Here is a 19,515-nt window from a genome sequence, read left to right as displayed (position 1 = left end):
CTCGACGTCTGCTAAGTACGATTTAATAGGTACGATGCACGTGTCTCGCCCCTACCGGTAAGCTGGTGGGGGCGAGTGTCGTTTATGACCTCAATGCGGGGAGGAGAGCGCCTGTAGTTTCGTCGCGGGGACGCGATCGGCGCCCCAGCTGCGGTAAATATGATCGGTCACCCGGTCGAGTTCGGCCTGGGAGATCTGGGCCAGTTCGCCGTGTTCCAGCGGGTCGTAGTGGAAGATATAAAGACGTGAGGCGAATTGCTCGAAGGGGAGTGACGCCTCCCCGAAGCGTTCGCCGCAACCGGCGGTGCTGACTTTGACGCCGCCTCCCCAATCCTGACCGCTGTCGTTGTTGGGGTTGAAGAAGTAGGCGCGCATGACGTCCTGGGGATCCAGGTTGACCCGCAGCAGGGTGATGGCGTGCCAGCCGATGAAACGTGCCGCGCTATCGGTCACTGCAATGCCGGCAGGCTGCGGGTGGATCAGCGGCTGATTGCCGTTGTAATACGGGTGGTAGCTGGCATAGAAGTGACGCAAGAACGCGTCGAGGTCCTGGAGTTGGCCGGTTTTTACGTCGACATTGATGCGAAAGCCGCGGCCGGCCCACCAGCCATGGAATTCCGGATTGACCCAACGATGAGGGTCGCCCTCACGGCCGACGCAGCGCCGGCCCATCTCGGCGTAAATGCGATCGAGATGTGGCACCACGATCAGCGATACCGGGTCGAGATCCAACGGCAGGGCGGTGGCCACGCCAGATAGACTAGCCATCGACGACAGCGGCATGCCCTCGAAATGCATGATGATCTCGTCGTCGCGGGCTGCCCAGGTAACCATCTGCAGCAGGTAGTCGGGGTCGTTATAGGCCCACATCGATAACGCTCGGGCCGACTGGCAGGTCGGATTGTTGCCCTGGCCAACGCCCAGCGGCAGACCAAGCATGCACAGCACGCCTTCGAGCAGCCGCGCGCGGGGCGCCACGGCGTCACCATAGGCCATGCGGATGCGTTCCTGCGACCAGGCCGAGACCGGCAGGCCGATCTGGCGCCACAGCGCGGGCGCGACCGGCGGCTGGTAGAGGATACCGCGCTCGAGCATCAGCGCCAGCCCATACACCGCCTGGGGCGTTTCGGGAAAGATGCTTTCCTCGATGAGCGCCTGAACCAGTTGGCGGTAGCAAAGCAGGCAGTCGCGCCCGGTGGCTGATAGGCCCAGCGCCTCGGCAAGCAGATGATCGCCCTGGTCGAGCAGGTAGCGCAGTAGTACTGCATGATAGGCCGAGACCAGCCCGGTATCGTGCATGGCGCGGGCGAAGCCGGTGGCCTCGTACTGCAGGGCTCCGCTATCCATCGCTTGCAGGCGCTCTAGGTAGATCTCGACGCCGGGGTCCTCGCGGGATGCCTGGGTCGCGCCGAAGAGGCTGCTGACCAGGCGGTCGGCGCCCTGGCCACTGGTGCCCAGATCGATGTCGGGATTGGCCTGACAGATGGCGATCTGGGTGATCATGCGCTTGATCGCATCGACCTGGATGGGGCGCTGCTGAAGGATGCGCCAGATCTCGTCGATCATCTGGTCGATGACATGTTCGTAGCCGATGGTTTCGGCCAGGTGTGCGAACAGGCCACGCGTCAACTGTGCCAGGCGACCCTGGGTTTCGCGCTCGGCTTCGCTAGGCGCGCTGAACAACAGCTCTAGATTGAGCGCCAGTACTTGGGTGAGATAGTGGTGCGCTTGCTCAGTGGAGATCAATGCATGTTCGTAGCGGCCTTGAGCCACTGCGAGTAGGCGCAATTCGCTGAGCGCCTCGAGCACCACTGTGTCGCTCTCGGGGCTCTTGAGAGAGTGCACGGTGAGCGACGGTATTAGGATCTGCGGCTGGGCCCAGTCGGAGCCGTCGAAGATGCCGGCGGCCTCGATCGCTTGGGCGCGCGCTTCGATGGCGGCGCAGCCACCGGGTTGCAGCATCACCTTGCGGGCGCCGTCGAAGACCCGGCGTAGCTTGCCGGGTTTGGCGAAATCGCGGGCGTTGGCGAGGATCTCGACCGCTTCGTCGAGCTTGGCCAGCGCGGCGTCCAACATGGCGCTATCCGGCGCTTGTTCGTCGTGGCTCGTCACAAGGGCTCCTTTTGCCCAAGAGTACAGGCGTGATTATACATAGAAGTCGAGCTCTTCCTGATGCTTGAGCAAATCTCGCATGGTGTGCGGGTCATCACCGAAGAAATACAAAAGCCCCCAGTGCGTACCGAAAGCCGTCCGCTTGGTGACGGTTTCCTCGAGCGGCGCGGTCAATTCATGAGACTCGAAGTAGGGATGATCTTCGGTTTCTTCGGGCATCTCCAAACGGCTGACCACCCGGCGGCGCGGGTAGACACCGAAACAGCCGGCGACGCCCTTGGCATCGACTACTTCGCGGGGGAAGAAATCGGTGATTTCCTGTTCGGTGGTCTTGGGGTCGAAGGACAGGATCAGCCCCTGATAGGCGTTGAAGCCATAGGCCCGCTCGAGCAGCTCGAAGACCTTGAAACCGGGTGGGCGGTAGGCGACTTCGCCGAAGTACATCTCGCCATCGCTGGTGACGAAGTATTCCGGATGGACGAAGCCGAAATCGATGTCGAAGGTCTTGATCAGCTTCTCGATCTGGCGGGTGATCGACTCGCGGTATCTTTCGAGTTCCGGTGTCGCCGGGACGAACACCGAATACCCTAGGGTCACGTATTCGGAGATGTTGAGAAAACGGATCTTGCCGTTGTGGATCCATGCCTCGACGGCGAATTCCCAACCATCGAGGTGCGATTCCATCAGCACCGGGAATTCTTCCTCGGGGATGGTATCGACCTCGTCCGGCGTGCGGATCACCCGGTGCCCCAGGCAGCCGGCCTTGTCGAAGGCCTTGAGGTGGATCGGATCGTTGGGATCGCCATCGAGCTTGAGCAGCGTCTGGTTGACGCGCTTGAGGAAGCGGATGACGTCTTCCTTGTCATGTGCTTCCTCGAAAATGCCCACGCGTATCCCGCCCAATTGCGCGCGGCGCTTCATCAGTGCCTTGTCGCGCAACAGCAAGGCTTGGCCATAGAGACGAGGGTTGTCGAGTAGCACCGAATTGATGGCGCCGGCCCATTCGACGGTTTCTTCATAAAGCGGAATGGCGACGTCGACGCCCATTTCCTGGAGCGTCTCGGCGATTTCCATCGAGCGGTCGTTGAGGCGCTCGAAGTTCCACAGTACGTAGGGAATCGCGTGCTCCTTGCAGTATTCCTCGGCCCAATCGGGTGCCACCACGACATAGCGCCGGTCGAAATTTTCGGCGGCCTCGATGGCATTCAGGCTCCAGCCCAGAAGCGCGATATGTCCCTTGTCGGGGGATTTTTCCATGGTCATTCTCCTTGAACGCGGGAAAGAGCCGTGCCTTTCCAGCCTAGCCTATAATGCCGGGTGGGCGTTGGATTGTTTGATGTCTTGCCGACCGGCGAGCGCGCTGTTATAGTGCTGCGGCGTTCGAGGCAAGTCATTGAAAGCGCATGGCGTTTTCCTCATGTTCGAACGTTTCGGTGGCGACCTGTAAAAGCGCTCGTCAGCCGGATGCACTGTGGTGGCCCTGTCGGTCCTCCCGCAACGCTAAACCGCGAACCCCGCCAGGCCCGGAAGGGAGCAACGGTAGTGGTGGCTGCGTGTGCCGGGATGTGGCTGATGGGGCCGCCTCCATTTCGTCCCCCCGTTTTCCTGTTCGGCCTCGATGTCGACTCGCCCCTCGTCGAAGTTCTCGCTACCCGCTAGAATGGACGCTTTAACGATCTTCCCCTCTGTGTCGAGTGCTCGGTGCTGCCAGGTGGGAATCGGCCCGATCTGCAAGGACATCCCGACGGTATGAGTTACCAGGTTCTGGCCCGCAAATGGCGCCCGCGCACGTTTCATGAACTGGTCGGCCAGGAGCATGTCTCGCGTGCGCTGGTCAACGCGCTCGATCAGGGGCGTCTTCACCATGCTTATCTGTTCACCGGCACGCGCGGGGTCGGCAAGACGACGCTGGCGCGGATTCTCGCCAAGTGCCTGAACTGTCGGCAGGGCGTGACCTCCGTGCCGTGCGGTGAATGCGAGACGTGCCGTGAGATCGACGAGGGGCGTTTCGTCGACTTGATCGAAGTCGACGCCGCCTCGCGTACCAAGGTCGAGGATACCCGCGAGCTGCTCGACAACGTGCAGTACGCGCCGACTCAGGGGCGTTACAAGGTGTACCTCATCGACGAGGTGCACATGCTTTCCACGCACAGTTTCAATGCGCTGCTCAAGACGCTCGAGGAGCCGCCGCCCCACGTCAAGTTCCTGCTGGCGACCACCGACCCGCAGAAGCTCCCGGTCACGGTACTTTCGCGCTGCCTGCAGTTCACGCTCAAGAACATGCCGCCGGAGCGCGTGGTCGGGCATCTGACGCAGATTCTCGAGGCCGAGTCGGTGGCCTTCGACGAGCAGGCGCTGTGGCTGTTGGGCAAGGCCGCCGAGGGCTCGATGCGCGACGCCTTGAGTCTGACCGACCAGGCCATTGCTTTCGGGCAGGGCGAGGTGCGTCATGCCGATGTCGCGGCGATGCTGGGCACGCTCGATCATCGTCATCTGCTGGCATTGGCCGAGGCGCTGGCCGAGGTCGATGCCGCGCGGGTGCTGCAAGAAGTCGCGAGCCTGGCTGAGCAAGGGCCGGATTTCGGCGGTATCCTCGACGATCTGGCCGGCATCTTCCACCGCCTGACCATCGCCCAGATGGTGCCGGATGCGCTGGATAACGGCCACGGCGATCGAGATACCCTGCTGCCATTGGCCGCGCGCTTCACCGCCGAGGATGTGCAGCTTTATTATCAGATCGCGCTGCAGGGGCGCGGCGACATGGAGAGCGCGCCGGACCCGCGCACCGCGCTGGAGATGACGCTGCTGCGCATGCTGGCGTTCCGGCCCCAGGGCGTGCCCAAGCCGCCGCAGACGCCATTGCCGATTCGCGGTGCGGCGGAAGGCGAAGCCGCAGCGAGCACCCCAGCGGCCTCCGCGCCTGGCCAGCCCGCAGCGGCTGAGCATGCGCCCAGTCAGCCGGCGCCTTCACCTAGCGAGCCGTTGCCTCCCGAAACCCCGGCACCCGCGGCGGATGATAGCAGTCCCGCAGCGGGAGATAGCGGTGAAGATGTACCGCAAGAATTGCCGGAGACCGAAGTGCCTGAAGTCGAGACGCCCGCAGTAGATGAGGAGGCGTCGGCTCCCGTGGCTGACGTCCCTGATGACGCTGTCGATGCCGCGCTCGAAGACGAGGCGCAACGCCAGGCGGACGCCGCCGACGTCGCCGATGTGGACGATGCGCCGCCTTGGGCGCTCGACGATGCCCCGGCGCCTGCCGCCTCCGAGCCTGCCGCCTTCGCGCCATCCGCGGCCGCGCCGGAGGCCCCGGCGATGGATGCCGCCGCAGAGACGGATGAGCCTGATCCCGTGACCGCGACGCCGGCACTCGTCGCCGCCACGCCCGAAACGGGCACGTTCGACCACGCGCGTTGGCTGGCGGTTTTCGAATCACTGGCGCTGGGTGGGCTAACGCGTAACCTGGCGGCGCACTGCATCATCGAGCACGACGACGGCGAGACGCTGGCACTGCGGCTGGATCCTTCGCAGGGGGCAATGCTGGCTGATGTGCATGTCGAGCGTCTCACCAAGGCCTTGGCCGATCAGGGCATCGAGCGGCGCTTGAATGTCACGGTCGAGGCCCTGCCCGAGGATCTGGACACGCCGCGTTCGCAAAGCGAGCGGCTGGCGCGAGAGCGTCATGCCCAGGCGGTTGAAGCGTTGCGCCGCGACCCGCATATTCAGATGCTAGAACACGATTTTGGCGCTCACTTGCTGGAACGCAGCGTGACGCCGACCGACGGCGCCGCTTCCGATGCATAAGTCGTTGGTGGCTCTGACTTTTTAGAACTCCTTGAGGATATGATCATGATGAAGGGCGGAATGGGCAACATGATGAAACAGGCCCAGGAAATGCAGGAAAAGATGCAGAAGGTCCAGGAGGAAATCGCCGAGACAGAAGTCACGGGCGAGGCCGGGGCCGGCATGATCAAAGTCACCATGAACGGTCGTCACGACGTGAGTAGCGTGAATATCGACCCCTCGGTGATGGAAGAAGACAAGGAATTGCTCGAGGACTTGCTGGCCGCCGCCGTCAACGACGCGGTGCGCAAGGTCGAGACGACATCCAAGGAGCGTATGGAAGAAGTCACCGCAGGGATGAACCTGCCGGCGGACTTCAAGATGCCGTTCTAAGCGATGGCGTTTTCTCCTCTCGTCGATCAACTGCTGGAGACGCTGCGTGTGTTGCCGGGCGTGGGCCCCAAGACCGCGCAGCGCATGGCCCTGCATTTGCTGGAGCGCGACCGCGATGGCGGCCGTCGGCTAGTCGCCTCATTGGGCGAGGCACTGGAACAGGTGGGGTATTGTCAGCGTTGCCGCACGCTGACAGAGACGCCGCTATGCACCATTTGCGAGGATGCACGGCGCGATGAAGGGCTGCTGTGCGTGGTCGAATCGCCAGCCGACATGCTGGCGATCGAGCAGGCCGGCGGCTATCGCGGCCACTATTTCGTGCTCCACGGCCATTTGTCGCCGCTGGATGGCATCGGCCCCGAAGACATTGGGCTCGATCAGCTCGATGAGCGGCTCGCGAACGGCGCCATCGAGGAATTGATTCTGGCCACCAATCCCACCGTGGAAGGCGAGGCCACCGCGCACTATATCGCCGAGCAACTGCGCGGTACTGGCGTGCGTCTGTCACGTTTGGCGTATGGCGTGCCCATGGGTGGCGAGCTGGAATACGTGGATGGCGGCACGCTGAGCCGCGCCTTCAATGGCCGTTTGCCGTTCGCGCAAGAGTCGAGCTGACCTTCATTATCGTCAACAAGGATACGGGATGCCCCCGAGTTTCGAGATTCGCTGGGTGGAAACGCCCACCGCGCTGGCTGAGGCGTGCGAGGCGCTGGCCGACGCCGATTGGCTAGCGGTGGACACCGAGTTTCACCGCGAGTCGACGTTCTTTCCCATTGCGGCGCTCGTGCAGCTCTACGCCGGCGGCGATGAGGCCTTCCTGATCGATCCGCAAGTCGTGGCGGCCGATAGCGCTCTGCAGGCGCTCTTGGGGGCCGATGGACCGCTCAAGTTGCTGCATGCCAGCGGCGAAGACCTCGAAGTGCTGGAGAGCTGGGCGGATGTCGCCGTCGCGCCGATCGCCGACACGCAGGTAGCACAAAGTCTGCTGAGTACCCAGGCATCGCTAGGCTATCAGCGGTTGGTCGAGCAGTGGACCGGCGACGTGTTGCCCAAGGAGGAAACGCGCTCGGATTGGCTGCAGCGTCCGTTGTCCGATTCACAGCTACGCTATGCCGCGCTGGACGTGGTCTATCTGCCGCTTGTCTGGCAGGCGCAGCGCGACGCGTTGGTACAACAGGGACGCTTGGCCTGGCTCGAAGAGGAGTGTACGCGCCTGTGCGAGGCCAATCGTCGCAACCGCGACGCCGACGAACAGTGGTATCGGCGTCATCGCCAGCTGTGGCGGCTCGAACCGCGTCAGCTGGCGCTTTATCAAGCGCTCACGCGTTGGCGAGAAGGCGAAGTCCGACGCCGCGATCTGCCACGGGGTTGGCTGGCGAGTGATAAGATCCTGTTCGCGATCGCGGTGGAAATGCCGCGCAACCGCCATCAGCTCTCGACGATCGAGGGCGTCAGGCCCAAGCTGATCAAACATGACGGCGATACGTTGCTGGCGATGGTGCAGGAAGCCGTTCACCTCGATGATGAGGCATTGCCGGCACCGCTTCCGCCGCCGCATTCATCGGCGTTCAAGTCGCGGCTCAAGGCGCTCAAGAGCGTCGTCAACCGCGAGGCCGAGCGTCTGGATATCGCTCCGGAAGTGCTCGCCAATCGCCGTGATCTCGAGGCGCTGGTGATGGCGGACCTGGACGGAGTGCCGCTGTCGTTGCCCCAGGGATGGCGTGGCACGCTGCTCGGCGACGCATTCACCCAGGCCCTGACGGACCACTGAGAGGCTACGACGATGACAAGACGCCTGTGTGAAATCTTCAAGAGCCCGCGTCGCGACGAGATGTATTTATACGTGGATCGTGCACGAGGGCTGACGGATGTGCCTGAAGCCCTGCTCGAGCGGTTCGGCAAACCGGTACCGGTGACCGTGATGATGCTCAGTGACGACAAGTCGCTAGCGCGGGCCAAGGCGAGCGACGTGCTGACCGCCATCGAGACACAAGGCTTCTATCTGCAAATGCCGCCAGCGCGCGAGGCCTACATGCTGGATTTATACAAGGCGCCTACCGAGGCGCGGTACTGACCCATGCGTGAACGTTTCTGGGAACGCTTTTCTCTCCAAGAGCTCGACGATGAAGAGTGGGAAGCCCTCTGCGACGGGTGCGGTCTGTGCTGCCTGCTCAAGCTTGAGGACGAAGAGAGCGGCGATGTCGCTACGCTCAACGTGGCCTGCCAGCTGCTGGATATCGATACGTGCCGTTGCAGCGATTACGAAAATCGCTTCGAGCACGTGCCGGGGTGCACCAAGTTGACCCGAGACAACCTGGCGGCGTTTCACTGGCTGCCGGCGTCGTGTGCCTATCGTCGATTGGCCGAGGGGCGCAAGCTCGCGGCCTGGCATCCGCTGATCGCGGGCGATGCACAGCGCATGCATCGCAAGCAGAAGAGCGTGCGCCACTTCGCGGTGAGCGAGTGTGAGGTGGCCGCCGAGGCGCTCGAGGACCACATCATCGACATCATTCCGTGCCAGTGACGTTTTCGGTGGCATGGCGCGGTGATTGATATGATACGAAGAAGGCCCCAGTACGGGGCCTTCTTCATTACGGAGCGTCAGTCCGCTCGGTCAGCGGGTAGTTCGTTGTCGGCGAGGCCCAGGGCCCAAAGCAGGAAGGCGTCCTGGCGGGCGTTGTCGTGCCAGGCCTTGAAGCGTCCCGAGGCACCGCCATGCCCGGCCGCCATGTCAGTGCGCAGGAGGATGGGGCGGCCACCCGCCGGGCGGCGCTCGGCGGCGGGCAGTTGTGAGACGATCTCGGTCAGCCGCGCGTAAAGTTTGGCCGGTTCCCAGTAGGGCACGCGCGAGTCGTGCCAGCTGCCTTGCAGGAATAGCGTGGGGTAGGGCTGCGCGACGAGGTTGTCGAGGGGGGAATAGTCGCGAATGCGGCGTTTCGCTTCGGGCTCATTGGGATTGCCCCATTCGCTGTATTCCGCGGTCGTCAACGGCAGGTCGGGGTTTTCCATGGTGCGCAGTACATCGACGAACGGCACGTCGAGCACGGCGGCACAGAACGCGTCCGGTTCGAGATTGAGGCTAGCGCCCACCAGCAGCCCACCGGCACTAGCGCCATAGGCGGCGATGCGATGCGCATCCGCCACGCCATTCGCTACCAGGGCATGGCGCGCGGTGAGAAAGTCGCGGAAGCTGTTTTCCTTGTGCGCCAGCTTGCCGGCCAAGTACCAGGGTTCGCCCCGATCCCCGCCACCACGCACATGGGCGACGGCAAATGCCACGCCTCGCGACAGCAGTTCGAGCCGTGCCACGGAAAACCACGGATCGAGCACTTCCCCGTAGGCGCCATAGCCATAGAGCAACGTCGGCAGTGGGCCTTGCTCGATAAGGTCGCCGCGTGCCACGACAGAGACCGGGATGCGTTCGCCGTCGTGCGCTTCGGCCCACAGGCGGCGGCACACCAGCTGCTCGGGAGCGAGGTCGCCGTGCACGGGCTGGGCCTTGAGCAGGCGGCGCTCATCGGTATCGAGATCGTGCTCGATCCAGCGCGGCGGCAGTATGAACGATTCCTCGTGTAGACGCAGGCGGCGGGTGTCGAAATCGGGTGTATCGCCCAGGATCAGACTGCAGGGCGCTTCGGGCAGCGGTAGCCGACGCTTGATCGGTGTCTGCGTGTCGAGCGTGACCACGCTGAGGTGTACCTGGGCCTCGCGGTGGTCGCGTTCGGTGATGACGAGCCCCCAGGCAAAGGCATCGACGCCCTCCAGCGTCAGGTGCTCCTGGTGGTCGAGAAGCGGTGTCCAGTCACCCGGCGTGGACTCGGCTGCGATATCGAGCCGGAAATGCGGTGCGTCCTGATTATGCAGGATGTAAAAGTGACCGGGGCGATGCTCGAGGCCGTATTCGACGCCTTTGACGCGTTCGCGTACGCAGCGCGGCGGGGTATCGGGCGTTGCCGCAGGGATCAGGTGGCACTCCGAGGTGTCCTTGGAGGCGCTTTCCAGCACCAGCCAAGCGCGTGAACGGGTCTTGCCTAGCCCCACCCAGAATTCGGCATCCGTTTCACGGAACAGGCACGCGCTTTTGCCGCTTTCGATATCCAGCCGCCAGACGCTGTCCGGGCGCTGCGTGTCGTCGTAACGCGTGAACAGCAGGCTGCGGTTGTCCTCGGCGCAACATAGCTCAGGGCCGATATCGGTCAGCAGGCGCCGAGGCTCGCCGTCTGGGAGGACGCGCAAGAAGAGATCGAAATTCTCGTCGCCGTTGGTGTCCTCGGTCCACGCCAGCCAGTTTTCATCGGGGGCGATGGCCATATCGGCGACTTCCATGAAGTCGTGGTGCTGGGCGCGGGCCTGGACATCGAGCACGCATTCACGCTGAGACGCGTCGTGGTTGGGGTGACGCCACCATATCGGATAGTCGGCGTCGTGGGCGGTCTCGCTCCAGTAGGTATGGTGATCGAGCGGCGTGCGCAGGCCATCGACGGCCAGTTCGCGACGCGCCAGGTGGCCAGCGTAGAGCGTCTCGACGAGCGGCTCGAGGGGCGCGAAGCAGGCGGTGGACTCTGCGTTGGCCTGCTCGAGAAAGCTCTCCACCTCGGGGTCGTCGCGATTCTCCAGCCAATGCCAGTGAGGATCGTCCTTGCGTTTGAAGCGTGCGACCGGCGAGAGTTGGGTCGCGTCGTGAAGCGCAGGGATGTGCGGCTGTGCTTTCATGTGCAGCGGTGTACCATGTCGAAGAAAGATCGAACGCGAGAGGACGCGATGCTGATTTCCGATTCCTTGCCACAGTTGTGGCTGAGTTACTTTGTATTATCGCTGTTGGTGCTGGTCACCGGCTACCTCGGGGTGCGCTTTTTGCCTAAGTTACCGCGTTGGGTCGTCACGGGGGTAGTGGCGGGGATGTTATGGGCGGTAGCGCCATTTACCTCGCCCTTGTTGGAGGACGGCGAGCATTATTCCGGCCTCGCGCCGGCTATCGTCGTCGCTGCGGTGGGCGTCTTGCAGGGCGATGGTGGTCAGCTTGCCGTGGCTACGCCGCTGTTGTTGGTCGGCATGGCGGTAGGCGGCGTACTGGGGGCGCTGCTGTGGATATGGCGCCGGCGTCGCAATAGTGATGATGATAACGACGCACCACGCGGTGGTGGCAAGCAGCGCAAGTCGTCTAGCGGAAATGCTGGTAACGACGACGCTCGGCGTCGTGAGCCAGTGCTCAACTGACACTCTCTGATTATTCGTATTACAAAAGAAGGAAGGGTCATGCGAGCGCTGTTCGCGTTGCTATTGTTGTGCGTAGGCGGAGGGCTCTCGCCCCTCGCCTGGGCACAGGACTCTACCGCATCCCAGACACCGGATGTCCGCATGATTTTCGATGTCTCGGGGAGCATGAAGGCCAACGATCCCGGTAACTTGAGGGCCTCGGCCCTGCAATTGGCGGCGACCTTGTTGCCCTCGCAGGCGCGTGGTTCGGTGTGGACGTTCGGCTCTCAGGTACGCAATCCACTGCCCGACGGCAAGGTCGATGCCCAATGGCGGCGGCGTGCCCGGTCGCTGGCCTCGCAGCTGGTCGACTATCAGCAATTCACGGATATCGAAGGGGTTCTGCGTGACGCCACCGACGCCCCGGGTGGTAAACGGCATGTGGTGCTGTTGACCGACGGCATGGTCGATCTGCCGGGGAGTGGCGAGGAAAAGCGCACCCGCGATACAGCATCGCGCGAGACATTGCTGACATCGCTGGCGCCTGAGCTCGCCTCGCGCGATGTGGTGGTGCACACCATCGCACTATCGCATAACGTGGATCGCGAGCTGCTCGAGCGGATATCTCAGGCCACGGGTGGCTTGGCAGCGGTGGCTGAAACGCCTGAAGCATTACTGCGAGCGTTTCTCGATGTGCTTGAGCGCATCGTGCCCAGCGACCAGTTACCGCTTGAAAAGGGCCGCTTCGACGTCGATGACGAGGTCGAGGGCTTCAATGCGCTGCTGTTTCACGACGAGGATGCGCCCGAGATAGCCCTGGTGGGGCCCGACGGTGAGCGTTACACGCGTGACGACCATCCCGACGACATGCTTTGGCAGAGTAACCCGCGTTATGACCTGATTCGCGTGCCTGAGCCCCAGGTGGGCGAGTGGCATATCGAGGGGCCGGTGGGACACGATAGCCGCGTGAGCATCGAATCGCCGCTGCAATTGCGCAGCGACACGCTGCCGCCGACCTTGTATCTGGGCTTCGATGTGCCGATCGATGCCTGGTTGGCTCGCGAGGGCGAGGTTCTCAAGGGCGATACGTTGCCAGAAGACGTGCGCCTGCGGGGAGCGTTGCGCGGGCTCGATGATGAAACACTGGCCTCCACGTCCTTGCAAGCCGGCGACGATGGGCACTTCACAGGTACGCTGGCAGCGCCCGAGGAGGCAGGCAATGCCCGCTTGGTGCTCAACGCCGATAGCGACTCATGGCAGCGCGAGCGCGTGCAGGGCGTCAATGTCGTCACCCCCGTGACCGCAACGCTGAACGACGATGCCACGCAAGTCACGCTGGAAGCCCAGCACCCACGTCTGAACGTCGACAACACGCAGATCTCGGCGAGCCTGTTGGGCGAAACGCTCGACGTGGTGCCTGATGGCGAGCGGACATGGCAGGTCGCGCTGCCGGAGATCGACCCTGAGCAATCGGTGCCGCTGGATCTCGATGTGTCGGTGACGCTCGATGATCGCACCTGGTCCATCGCCTTGCCTGCGCTGCGCCTCAACCCTGAGGCGCGTATTGGCGTCTCCGGGGCCGATTTCGATAGCGATGGGCCGCGGGCCGAAGCGTTGCCGGACGACGATACTGCCGCCACCCAAGAGGAAGAAAGCGATGCGCGTGAAGAGGGCAATTTGACTGCCCTGGCCGGCGCGCTATGGAACAAGGCCGGCGACGAATGGCAAGCACTGCGACCGCATGTCGAGCCCTACGCCAAACGTCCCGCGACCTGGGCGGTGTTTGCCGCGCTGTTATTGGCGTTGGTCCTCATGTGGATGCTGCGCCGGCGTTCCCGACGTCGTCATCATCGGCGGCGCCACGAACCGCAGGTATAACCACCAGCAAGGTTTAGAGCCTCGGCATGATTGCCGGGGCTCTTTGTCGTCCGCTCCTTGTGAACCGTTCTTTGTGAACCGTTCTTTGTGAACCGTTCTTTGTGAATATGTGACGATGGACGGTATTGAACGTTAGTTTCAATCGACTGTTTTAATTCCTGCTGTCCTGTTATAACGGAAACGGCACTGTCCATGGTGTTGTCCGATGGATATCGAACAATGTTTCATCACGCGCGCCGAACTGGCTGGTGTAGTGGCCTGTGTCGCGCTATCTTGCGGAAAGCCTGTGTTTTTTCAGCATGAACCAGGCTTGAGATTCAATAATAAATGTCGGCGCCATTAAGTCGATTCGGTCAGCGGAGATATAAGATGAGCCACGCCACCTCGCCGGTCGTTTCCGGTCCGCCTCTAGAAGGAATGGAAGAGTTCGCCTCGGTCAACGAGGTATTCGCCCATACCTGCGGACGTTTCGCCGACAAGCCGGCATTCACCTGTATGGGGCAAACGCTGAGCTATGCGGAGCTCGAACGCCTCTCGCGGGATTTCGCTGGCTGGCTCAGCGAGGAAACCGATCTCGTGCCGGGAGACCGCATCGCCATCCAGTTGCCCAATGTGCTGCAATTTCCCGTGGCGATCTTCGGCGCTATGCGTGCCGGGCTGGTGGTGGTCAATACCAATCCGCTGTATACCGAGCGCGAGATGGCGCATCAATTTCAGGATGCCGACGTCAAAGCGATCCTGATTCTCGCCAATATGGCCGACAAGCTCGAGCGAATACTGCCGCGCACGGCGATTCGTCATGTGTTGGTGACCGAGCTCGGCGATATGCATGACTTCCCCAAGCGCACGCTGATCAATGCCGTGGTCAAGCACGTCAAGAAGATGGTGCCGCGCTACACATTGCCCGAGGCGACACGTTTTCGCGATGCCCTGACGCGTGGGCGAGGGCAGTCGAGTGAAGCAGCCATATGCCAGACCGATGACGTGGCCGTGTTGCAGTACACCGGCGGCACCACCGGCGTAGCCAAGGGCACCATGCTCACGCATCGCAACCTGATCGCCAACATGCTGCAAACGCGCCAGATGATCGCCGGGCTGATCGAGGAGGGGCGCGAGACGATCATCGCGCCGCTGCCCGTCTATCATATCTATACCTTCACGGTGAATTGCCTGTTCACCATGGTCACTGGCAATCACACTGTGCTGATTCCCAATCCACGCGATATCGACGGCTTCATCAAGACGTTGCGTAAGACCGATTACACCGGTTTCGTGGGGCTCAATACGTTATTCAATGCGCTCTGCCAACGTGAAGACTTTCGCGCCCTGGATTTTTCGCGTCTCAAGCTGACCATTTCCGGTGGTATGGCGCTAACCAAGGCCGCCGCGAAACGTTGGGAAGAGGTCACGGGCTGCGCAATCCTGGAAGGTTATGGCATGACCGAGACCTCGCCCATCGTATGCGTCAATCCGCCGGACGGTATTCAACTCGGTACCATCGGCAAACCGGTACCCGGGACCTCGATCAAGGTGGTCGGCCCCGAAGGCGAAGAAGTTGCGCGGGGCGAGCCCGGCGAGTTGTGTGTCCAAGGGCCGCAGGTAATGAAGGGCTATTGGAATCGCCCCGAGGATACCGCCAAGACGCTGGACGCCGAGGGCTGGATTCGCACCGGTGATATCGCCGTGATTCAGGACGACGATTACGTACGCATCGTCGATCGCAAGAAGGACATGATCATTGTCTCCGGCTTCAACGTCTATCCCAACGAGGTCGAGGATGTGGTCGCCACGCACGAGGATGTGATCGAGGTCGCTGCCATCGGGGTGTCCGACGAGGCCACCGGCGAGGCGATCAAGCTCTTCGTGGTGAGCCACAATGAGGCGCTGGATGCCGATACGTTGCGCGCCTGGTGCAAGCAGGAGCTCTCTGCCTACAAGGTGCCCAAGTTCATCGAGTTTCGCGATGAGTTGCCCAAGACCAACGTTGGCAAGGTGCTGCGCCGCGAGCTCCGCGATGACCAGGGCGGCAAAGAATCGGTGCCGGGGGATCGGGCAACATAGGCGCGAGGTCGGCCTTGGCGTTACAATTGACGGCTCGCCTTCACGTGGAGGCGAGCCGTTTTGCTGATTTCATGAGGCGCCCTTGAGCACGACACCGACGAGCGATTCCCACGATCAATTGGCGCAACTGCGCGCGCAACTCGACGACTGCCTGCTGCGTGATGCCCACGATCAAGGGAGGCGTCTCGACAAGCTGGTAGGACGCGCGCGCGGCGGCAAACCCATCGACCGTTCGCTGCGCGAGATCGAGACGCGTCTGGCGCGCTCGCGCGAGGCCTTGGCGGCGCGGCGTGCCCAGCCGCTGACGCTGAATTATCCCGAGCATCTGCCCGTGGCCGAGCGGCGCGACGACCTCTTGAAGGCGCTCGATGAACACCAGATCGTCGTGGTGGCCGGTGAGACCGGCTCGGGCAAGACTACCCAGCTGCCCAAATTGTGCCTCGAGCTGGGACTGGGACGGCGTGGCCTGATCGGCCATACGCAGCCCCGGCGTTTGGCGGCGCGAACCGTCGCCACGCGCCTCGCCGAAGAACTGGAAGTACCGCTGGGCTCGCAGGTCGGCTACCAGGTGCGCTTCACCGATCAGACCGACGAACGCACCCTCGTCAAACTGATGACCGACGGCATCCTGCTCGCCGAGACGCAGAACGACCCGGATCTGATGCGCTACGATGCGATCATCATTGACGAGGCCCACGAGCGCAGCCTCAACATCGACTTCCTGCTCGGTTATCTCAAGCGTCTGACCGAACGGCGCCCGGATCTCAAGATCATCATTACCTCGGCGACCATCGACGTCGAGCGCTTCAGCCAACACTTCGGGCGTGAAGGCAAACCGGCGCCGGTGGTCGAGGTGTCGGGGCGCACCTACCCGGTGGATGTGCTCTATCGGCCGCTGGTCCGCGATGCCGACGACGAGGAAGATCGCTCCCTGCAGGAGGGTATCCTGCATGCGGTGGAAGAGATCGAGGCCATCGAGCGCGAACGGCGCTGGTTCAGCGGCCCGCGTGACGTGCTGATCTTTCTGCCCGGTGAGCGGGAAATCCGCGAGGCGGCGGATACTCTGCGGCGTGCCGATCTGCGGGGCACCGAGATCCTGCCGCTCTATGCACGACTCTCCAACGCCGAGCAGAATCGCGTGTTCCAGTCGCACACCGGGCGTCGCATCGTGCTGGCCACCAACGTGGCGGAAACCTCGCTGACCGTGCCGGGCATCCGCTATGTCATCGACCCCGGCCTGGTGCGCATGAGCCGTTACAGTTACCGCGCCAAGGTTCAGCGCCTGCCTATCGAGCCGGTCAGTCAGGCCAGTGCCGATCAGCGCAAGGGACGCTGCGGGCGTATCAGCGAGGGCGTGTGTATTCGCCTCTACAGCGAGGAGGATTTCCTGGCGCGGCCGACCTACACCGAGCCCGAGATTCAGCGCACCAATCTGGCCTCGGTGATTCTCTCGATGCTGGCGCTCAAGCTCGGCGATATCGAGGCGTTTCCCTTCGTCGACGTGCCGGATTCGCGCTTCGTCAAGGACGGTTACCGCCTGCTCTATGAACTGGGGGCCGTGGGGGCCGACAATCGCTTGAGCGAGCTGGGGCGGCGTCTGGCGCGTCTGCCCATCGACCCACGCCTGGCGCGCATGGTACTGGCTGGCGCCGAGCAGGGTAGCCTGCGCGAGACCTTGATCGTGGTCAGCGCGCTGGCTGCCCAGGATCCACGTGACCGTCCGGCCGACAAGCGCCAGGCGGCGGACGAGAAGCATCGCCAGTGGCAGGACCCCGAGTCCGACTTCATGGCCTGGCTGAATCTCTGGCATGGCGTCGAGCATGCGCGCGAGACATTATCCGGCAATCAACTGCGGCGCTGGTGCCGCGACAATTATCTGAGTTATCTGCGACTACGCGAGTGGCACGATACCTTCCGACAACTCAAGCAGCTGACCCGCGACATGGGCCTCGAGTCCTCCAGTGCGGTGCTGCCGCCCAAGGAAGACGCCCCTGCGACGGCGCATCCACGTGTCGACGGTGAACGCCTGCACAAGGCACTTCTCTCGGGGCTGCTCTCGCACCTGGGGACGCTGCAGGAAAATCGCGAGTATCTGGGCGCGCGCAATCGCAAGTTCATGATTCATCCCGGCTCGGGGTTGGCCAAGAAGACGCCCAAGTGGGTCATGGCCGGCGAGCTGGTGGAAACCTCGCGACTCTATGCGCGTGACGTGGCGCGCATACAGCCGGCCTGGGTGGAGCCCATGGCCGAGCATCTGATCAAGCGCAGCCATAGCGAGCCGCATTGGGAAATGAAACGCGGCCAGGTCGTCGCCTTCGAGCAGGTCACGTTGTTTGGCCTACCCATCGTCACCGGGCGGCGCGTCGACTATGCCAAGGTGGCGCCGGCAGAGGCGCGCGAAATATTCATCCGCCGCGCTCTGGTGGAAGGCGAGTATCGTAGCCAGGCCGATTTCTTCCAGCATAATCGCGCTTTGATCGACGACGTCGAGGAACTCGAGGACCGCGCCCGCAAACGCGATATTCTGGTCGACGAGGAGACGCTGTTCGCCTTCTACGATGCGCGCTTGCCGGCGGATGTCGCGGGCGCCCGTAGCTTCGAGCGCTGGCGCAAGAAGGCCGAGCGCGAGGCTCCTGAGGTACTCAAGCTCGATCGCGACACACTGATGGCGCGCGACGCCGATGAAATCACGCAGGAAGCCTATCCCGATGTGTTGGTACACAATGGCGTGCGTTACCCGCTCAGCTATCATTTTGCACCCAGGCAACCCGACGACGGTGTGACCCTGACGGTGCCGGCGGCGATGCTGTCGCAACTGCCCGAAGGACGCCTCGAATGGCTAGTGCCGGGTCTCTTGCGCGAGAAGTGCATCGCGCTGCTCAAGACGCTGCCCAAGGCGATTCGCCGCCAGGTGGTGCCGATTCCCGACTGGGTGGATGCCGCCCTGGCGACGCTGGTGCCCGATGAGCGTCCGTTGACCGAGGCGCTGGGCGAGTTCCTGCGTCGACGCACCGGCGTGCGCTTGGGCCCCGAAGACTGGCATACCGAGGCCCTCGAGGCGCATCTGGTCATGAATCTGCGCGTGGTCGATCATGACGGCAAGGTGCTCGGCGAAGGGCGTGACTTGAGCGCCCTCAAGCAGCGTTTCGATGAGGCGGCAAGTCAAGGCGCGAAGGCCCTGGCGGCGAGTGGGCCAACGGCTGAGGCGCTGGACGAGTTACCGGCTCAGGCGATCCCCGAATCGCGTTCCACACAACAGGCGGGGATTCGCGTCGAGGCCTATCCGGCGTTGGTCGATCAGGGCGAGAGTCTGGCTATTGAATCCTTCGATCATCCAGACAAGGCACACGCGGTGCATCGTCATGGGGTCAAGCGCGCAGCGATGCTGCGCCTGCCCGAGCAGGTGCGCTATCTTGCCCGCGAGCTCAAGGGCGTTGACCGCTGTGCGTTGCTGTTCGCCAAGGTGGGCAGCAAACAACAACTCGTCGACGACCTGATCGAGGCGGTCTTCCTGCAAGTTGTCGCCGTGGATCCGTTGCCGCGTGATCGCCAGGCCCTGGAGGCGCGCATCGAGGTCACGCGAGGCGAGCTCGTCGCGCATGCCGAATCCCTGATCGCGACCCTCCAGAAGGCCCTGGAGGGGCATCTTGAAGTGACCAAGGCGCTCAAGGGCAACCTCAATTTGTCCTTGGCCTTGGTCTACAGTGATTTGAAAGCCCAGATGGGACGTCTGGTGTATCCCGGCTTCATCAGCGACGCTGAAGCCTGGCTCGAGCAGTATCCGCGCTACATGCAAGCAGCGCTGATCCGCCTCGAAAAGGCGCCGCGTGAACGCAACCGTGACCAGGCCGCGATGCAGCAGGTGCATGAATTCGAGGAGCGCCTGCACGCGCGCCTCGAGGCCGATCGGCGCGAGGGGCGTCGCGACCCACGTTTCATCGAGTTCGGCTGGTGGATCGAGGAGTTGCGGGTGTCGTTATTTGCCCAGCAGCTCGGCACCTTGGCGCCGGTCTCGGACAAGCGCCTCGAACGTCGCTGGGCGGAACTGACGGGACGACAGCAGTGACACCGCGCCCTCTAACGACCACACGACAA

The 19,515-nt window shown here is 62.9% G+C and carries 13 protein-coding genes and 1 other RNA gene; 11 read left to right on the top strand and 3 right to left on the bottom strand.

Features of this window, described 5'->3' with window-relative positions:
- Positions 1–90: 90 nt before the first annotated feature.
- Together L1075_RS01015 and L1075_RS01010 are read right to left on the bottom strand one after the other, a co-directional pair.
- Positions 91–2,076: a hypothetical protein gene (locus L1075_RS01015; RefSeq protein ID WP_246895208.1), complete on the bottom strand. Its 1,986-nt coding sequence runs from the start codon at positions 2,074–2,076 to the stop codon at positions 91–93.
- Positions 2,077–2,145: 69 nt separating this feature from the next.
- Positions 2,146–3,369: an ATP-grasp domain-containing protein gene (locus L1075_RS01010; RefSeq protein WP_075368921.1), complete on the bottom strand. Its 1,224-nt coding sequence runs from the start codon at positions 3,367–3,369 to the stop codon at positions 2,146–2,148.
- 224 nt (positions 3,370–3,593) lie between these two features.
- Between L1075_RS01010 and ffs the strand changes: the two genes are divergently transcribed.
- The 7 genes from ffs to L1075_RS00975 all read left to right on the top strand — a co-directional run bounded on the left by ffs (position 3,594) and on the right by L1075_RS00975 (position 8,809).
- Positions 3,594–3,690, top strand: an RNA gene (ffs, locus tag L1075_RS01005) — signal recognition particle sRNA small type.
- 171 nt (positions 3,691–3,861) lie between these two features.
- Positions 3,862–5,913 (top strand): DNA polymerase III subunit gamma/tau, encoded by a 2,052-nt coding sequence (gene dnaX, locus L1075_RS01000; RefSeq protein WP_246939225.1) that lies wholly within the window; start codon positions 3,862–3,864, stop codon positions 5,911–5,913.
- A gap of 45 nt (positions 5,914–5,958) precedes the next feature.
- The gene (locus L1075_RS00995; protein WP_040243846.1) at positions 5,959–6,285 is read left to right on the top strand and encodes a YbaB/EbfC family nucleoid-associated protein; all 327 of its coding nucleotides are present in this window, start codon (positions 5,959–5,961) and stop codon (positions 6,283–6,285) included.
- A gap of 3 nt (positions 6,286–6,288) precedes the next feature.
- Positions 6,289–6,900, top strand: coding sequence for a recombination mediator RecR (gene recR / locus L1075_RS00990; protein WP_040243845.1), 612 nt, complete (start codon positions 6,289–6,291; stop codon positions 6,898–6,900).
- Between the two features lie 28 nt (positions 6,901–6,928).
- A complete protein-coding gene (gene rnd, locus L1075_RS00985; RefSeq protein WP_246939221.1) occupies positions 6,929–8,056 on the top strand; it encodes a ribonuclease D in 1,128 nt (375 codons plus the stop codon).
- A gap of 12 nt (positions 8,057–8,068) precedes the next feature.
- Complete coding sequence (locus L1075_RS00980) at positions 8,069–8,359, top strand: YcgL domain-containing protein (protein WP_075368918.1); 291 nt, start codon at positions 8,069–8,071, stop codon at positions 8,357–8,359.
- Positions 8,360–8,362: 3 nt separating this feature from the next.
- Positions 8,363–8,809: a YcgN family cysteine cluster protein gene (locus L1075_RS00975; protein WP_040243842.1), complete on the top strand. Its 447-nt coding sequence runs from the start codon at positions 8,363–8,365 to the stop codon at positions 8,807–8,809.
- A 77-nt stretch (positions 8,810–8,886) separates the two neighbouring features.
- Here L1075_RS00975 and L1075_RS00970 read toward each other — a convergent pair whose 3' ends face one another.
- On the bottom strand, positions 8,887–10,998 hold the full coding sequence (locus L1075_RS00970) for a S9 family peptidase (protein ID WP_246939218.1): 2,112 nt from the start codon (positions 10,996–10,998) through the stop codon (positions 8,887–8,889).
- 48 nt (positions 10,999–11,046) lie between these two features.
- Between L1075_RS00970 and L1075_RS00965 the strand changes: the two genes are divergently transcribed.
- The 4 genes from L1075_RS00965 to hrpA all read left to right on the top strand — a co-directional run bounded on the left by L1075_RS00965 (position 11,047) and on the right by hrpA (position 19,486).
- Positions 11,047–11,502: a hypothetical protein gene (locus tag L1075_RS00965; protein ID WP_040243840.1), complete on the top strand. Its 456-nt coding sequence runs from the start codon at positions 11,047–11,049 to the stop codon at positions 11,500–11,502.
- Positions 11,503–11,541: 39 nt separating this feature from the next.
- On the top strand, positions 11,542–13,359 hold the full coding sequence (locus tag L1075_RS00960; protein WP_246939214.1) for a vWA domain-containing protein: 1,818 nt from the start codon (positions 11,542–11,544) through the stop codon (positions 13,357–13,359).
- A gap of 369 nt (positions 13,360–13,728) precedes the next feature.
- Positions 13,729–15,420, top strand: coding sequence for an AMP-binding protein (locus L1075_RS00955; RefSeq protein ID WP_246939209.1), 1,692 nt, complete (start codon positions 13,729–13,731; stop codon positions 15,418–15,420).
- Between the two features lie 82 nt (positions 15,421–15,502).
- Positions 15,503–19,486 (top strand): ATP-dependent RNA helicase HrpA, encoded by a 3,984-nt coding sequence (gene hrpA, locus L1075_RS00950; RefSeq protein ID WP_246939207.1) that lies wholly within the window; start codon positions 15,503–15,505, stop codon positions 19,484–19,486.
- Positions 19,487–19,515: the final 29 nt, after the last annotated feature.

This window comes from Chromohalobacter beijerinckii (assembly GCF_023061185.1).
Taxonomy (GTDB): Bacteria; Pseudomonadota; Gammaproteobacteria; order Pseudomonadales; family Halomonadaceae; genus Chromohalobacter; species Chromohalobacter beijerinckii.
Note: the sequence above shows the minus strand (reverse complement) of the source record. Positions and strands in the feature narration are given on the sequence as shown.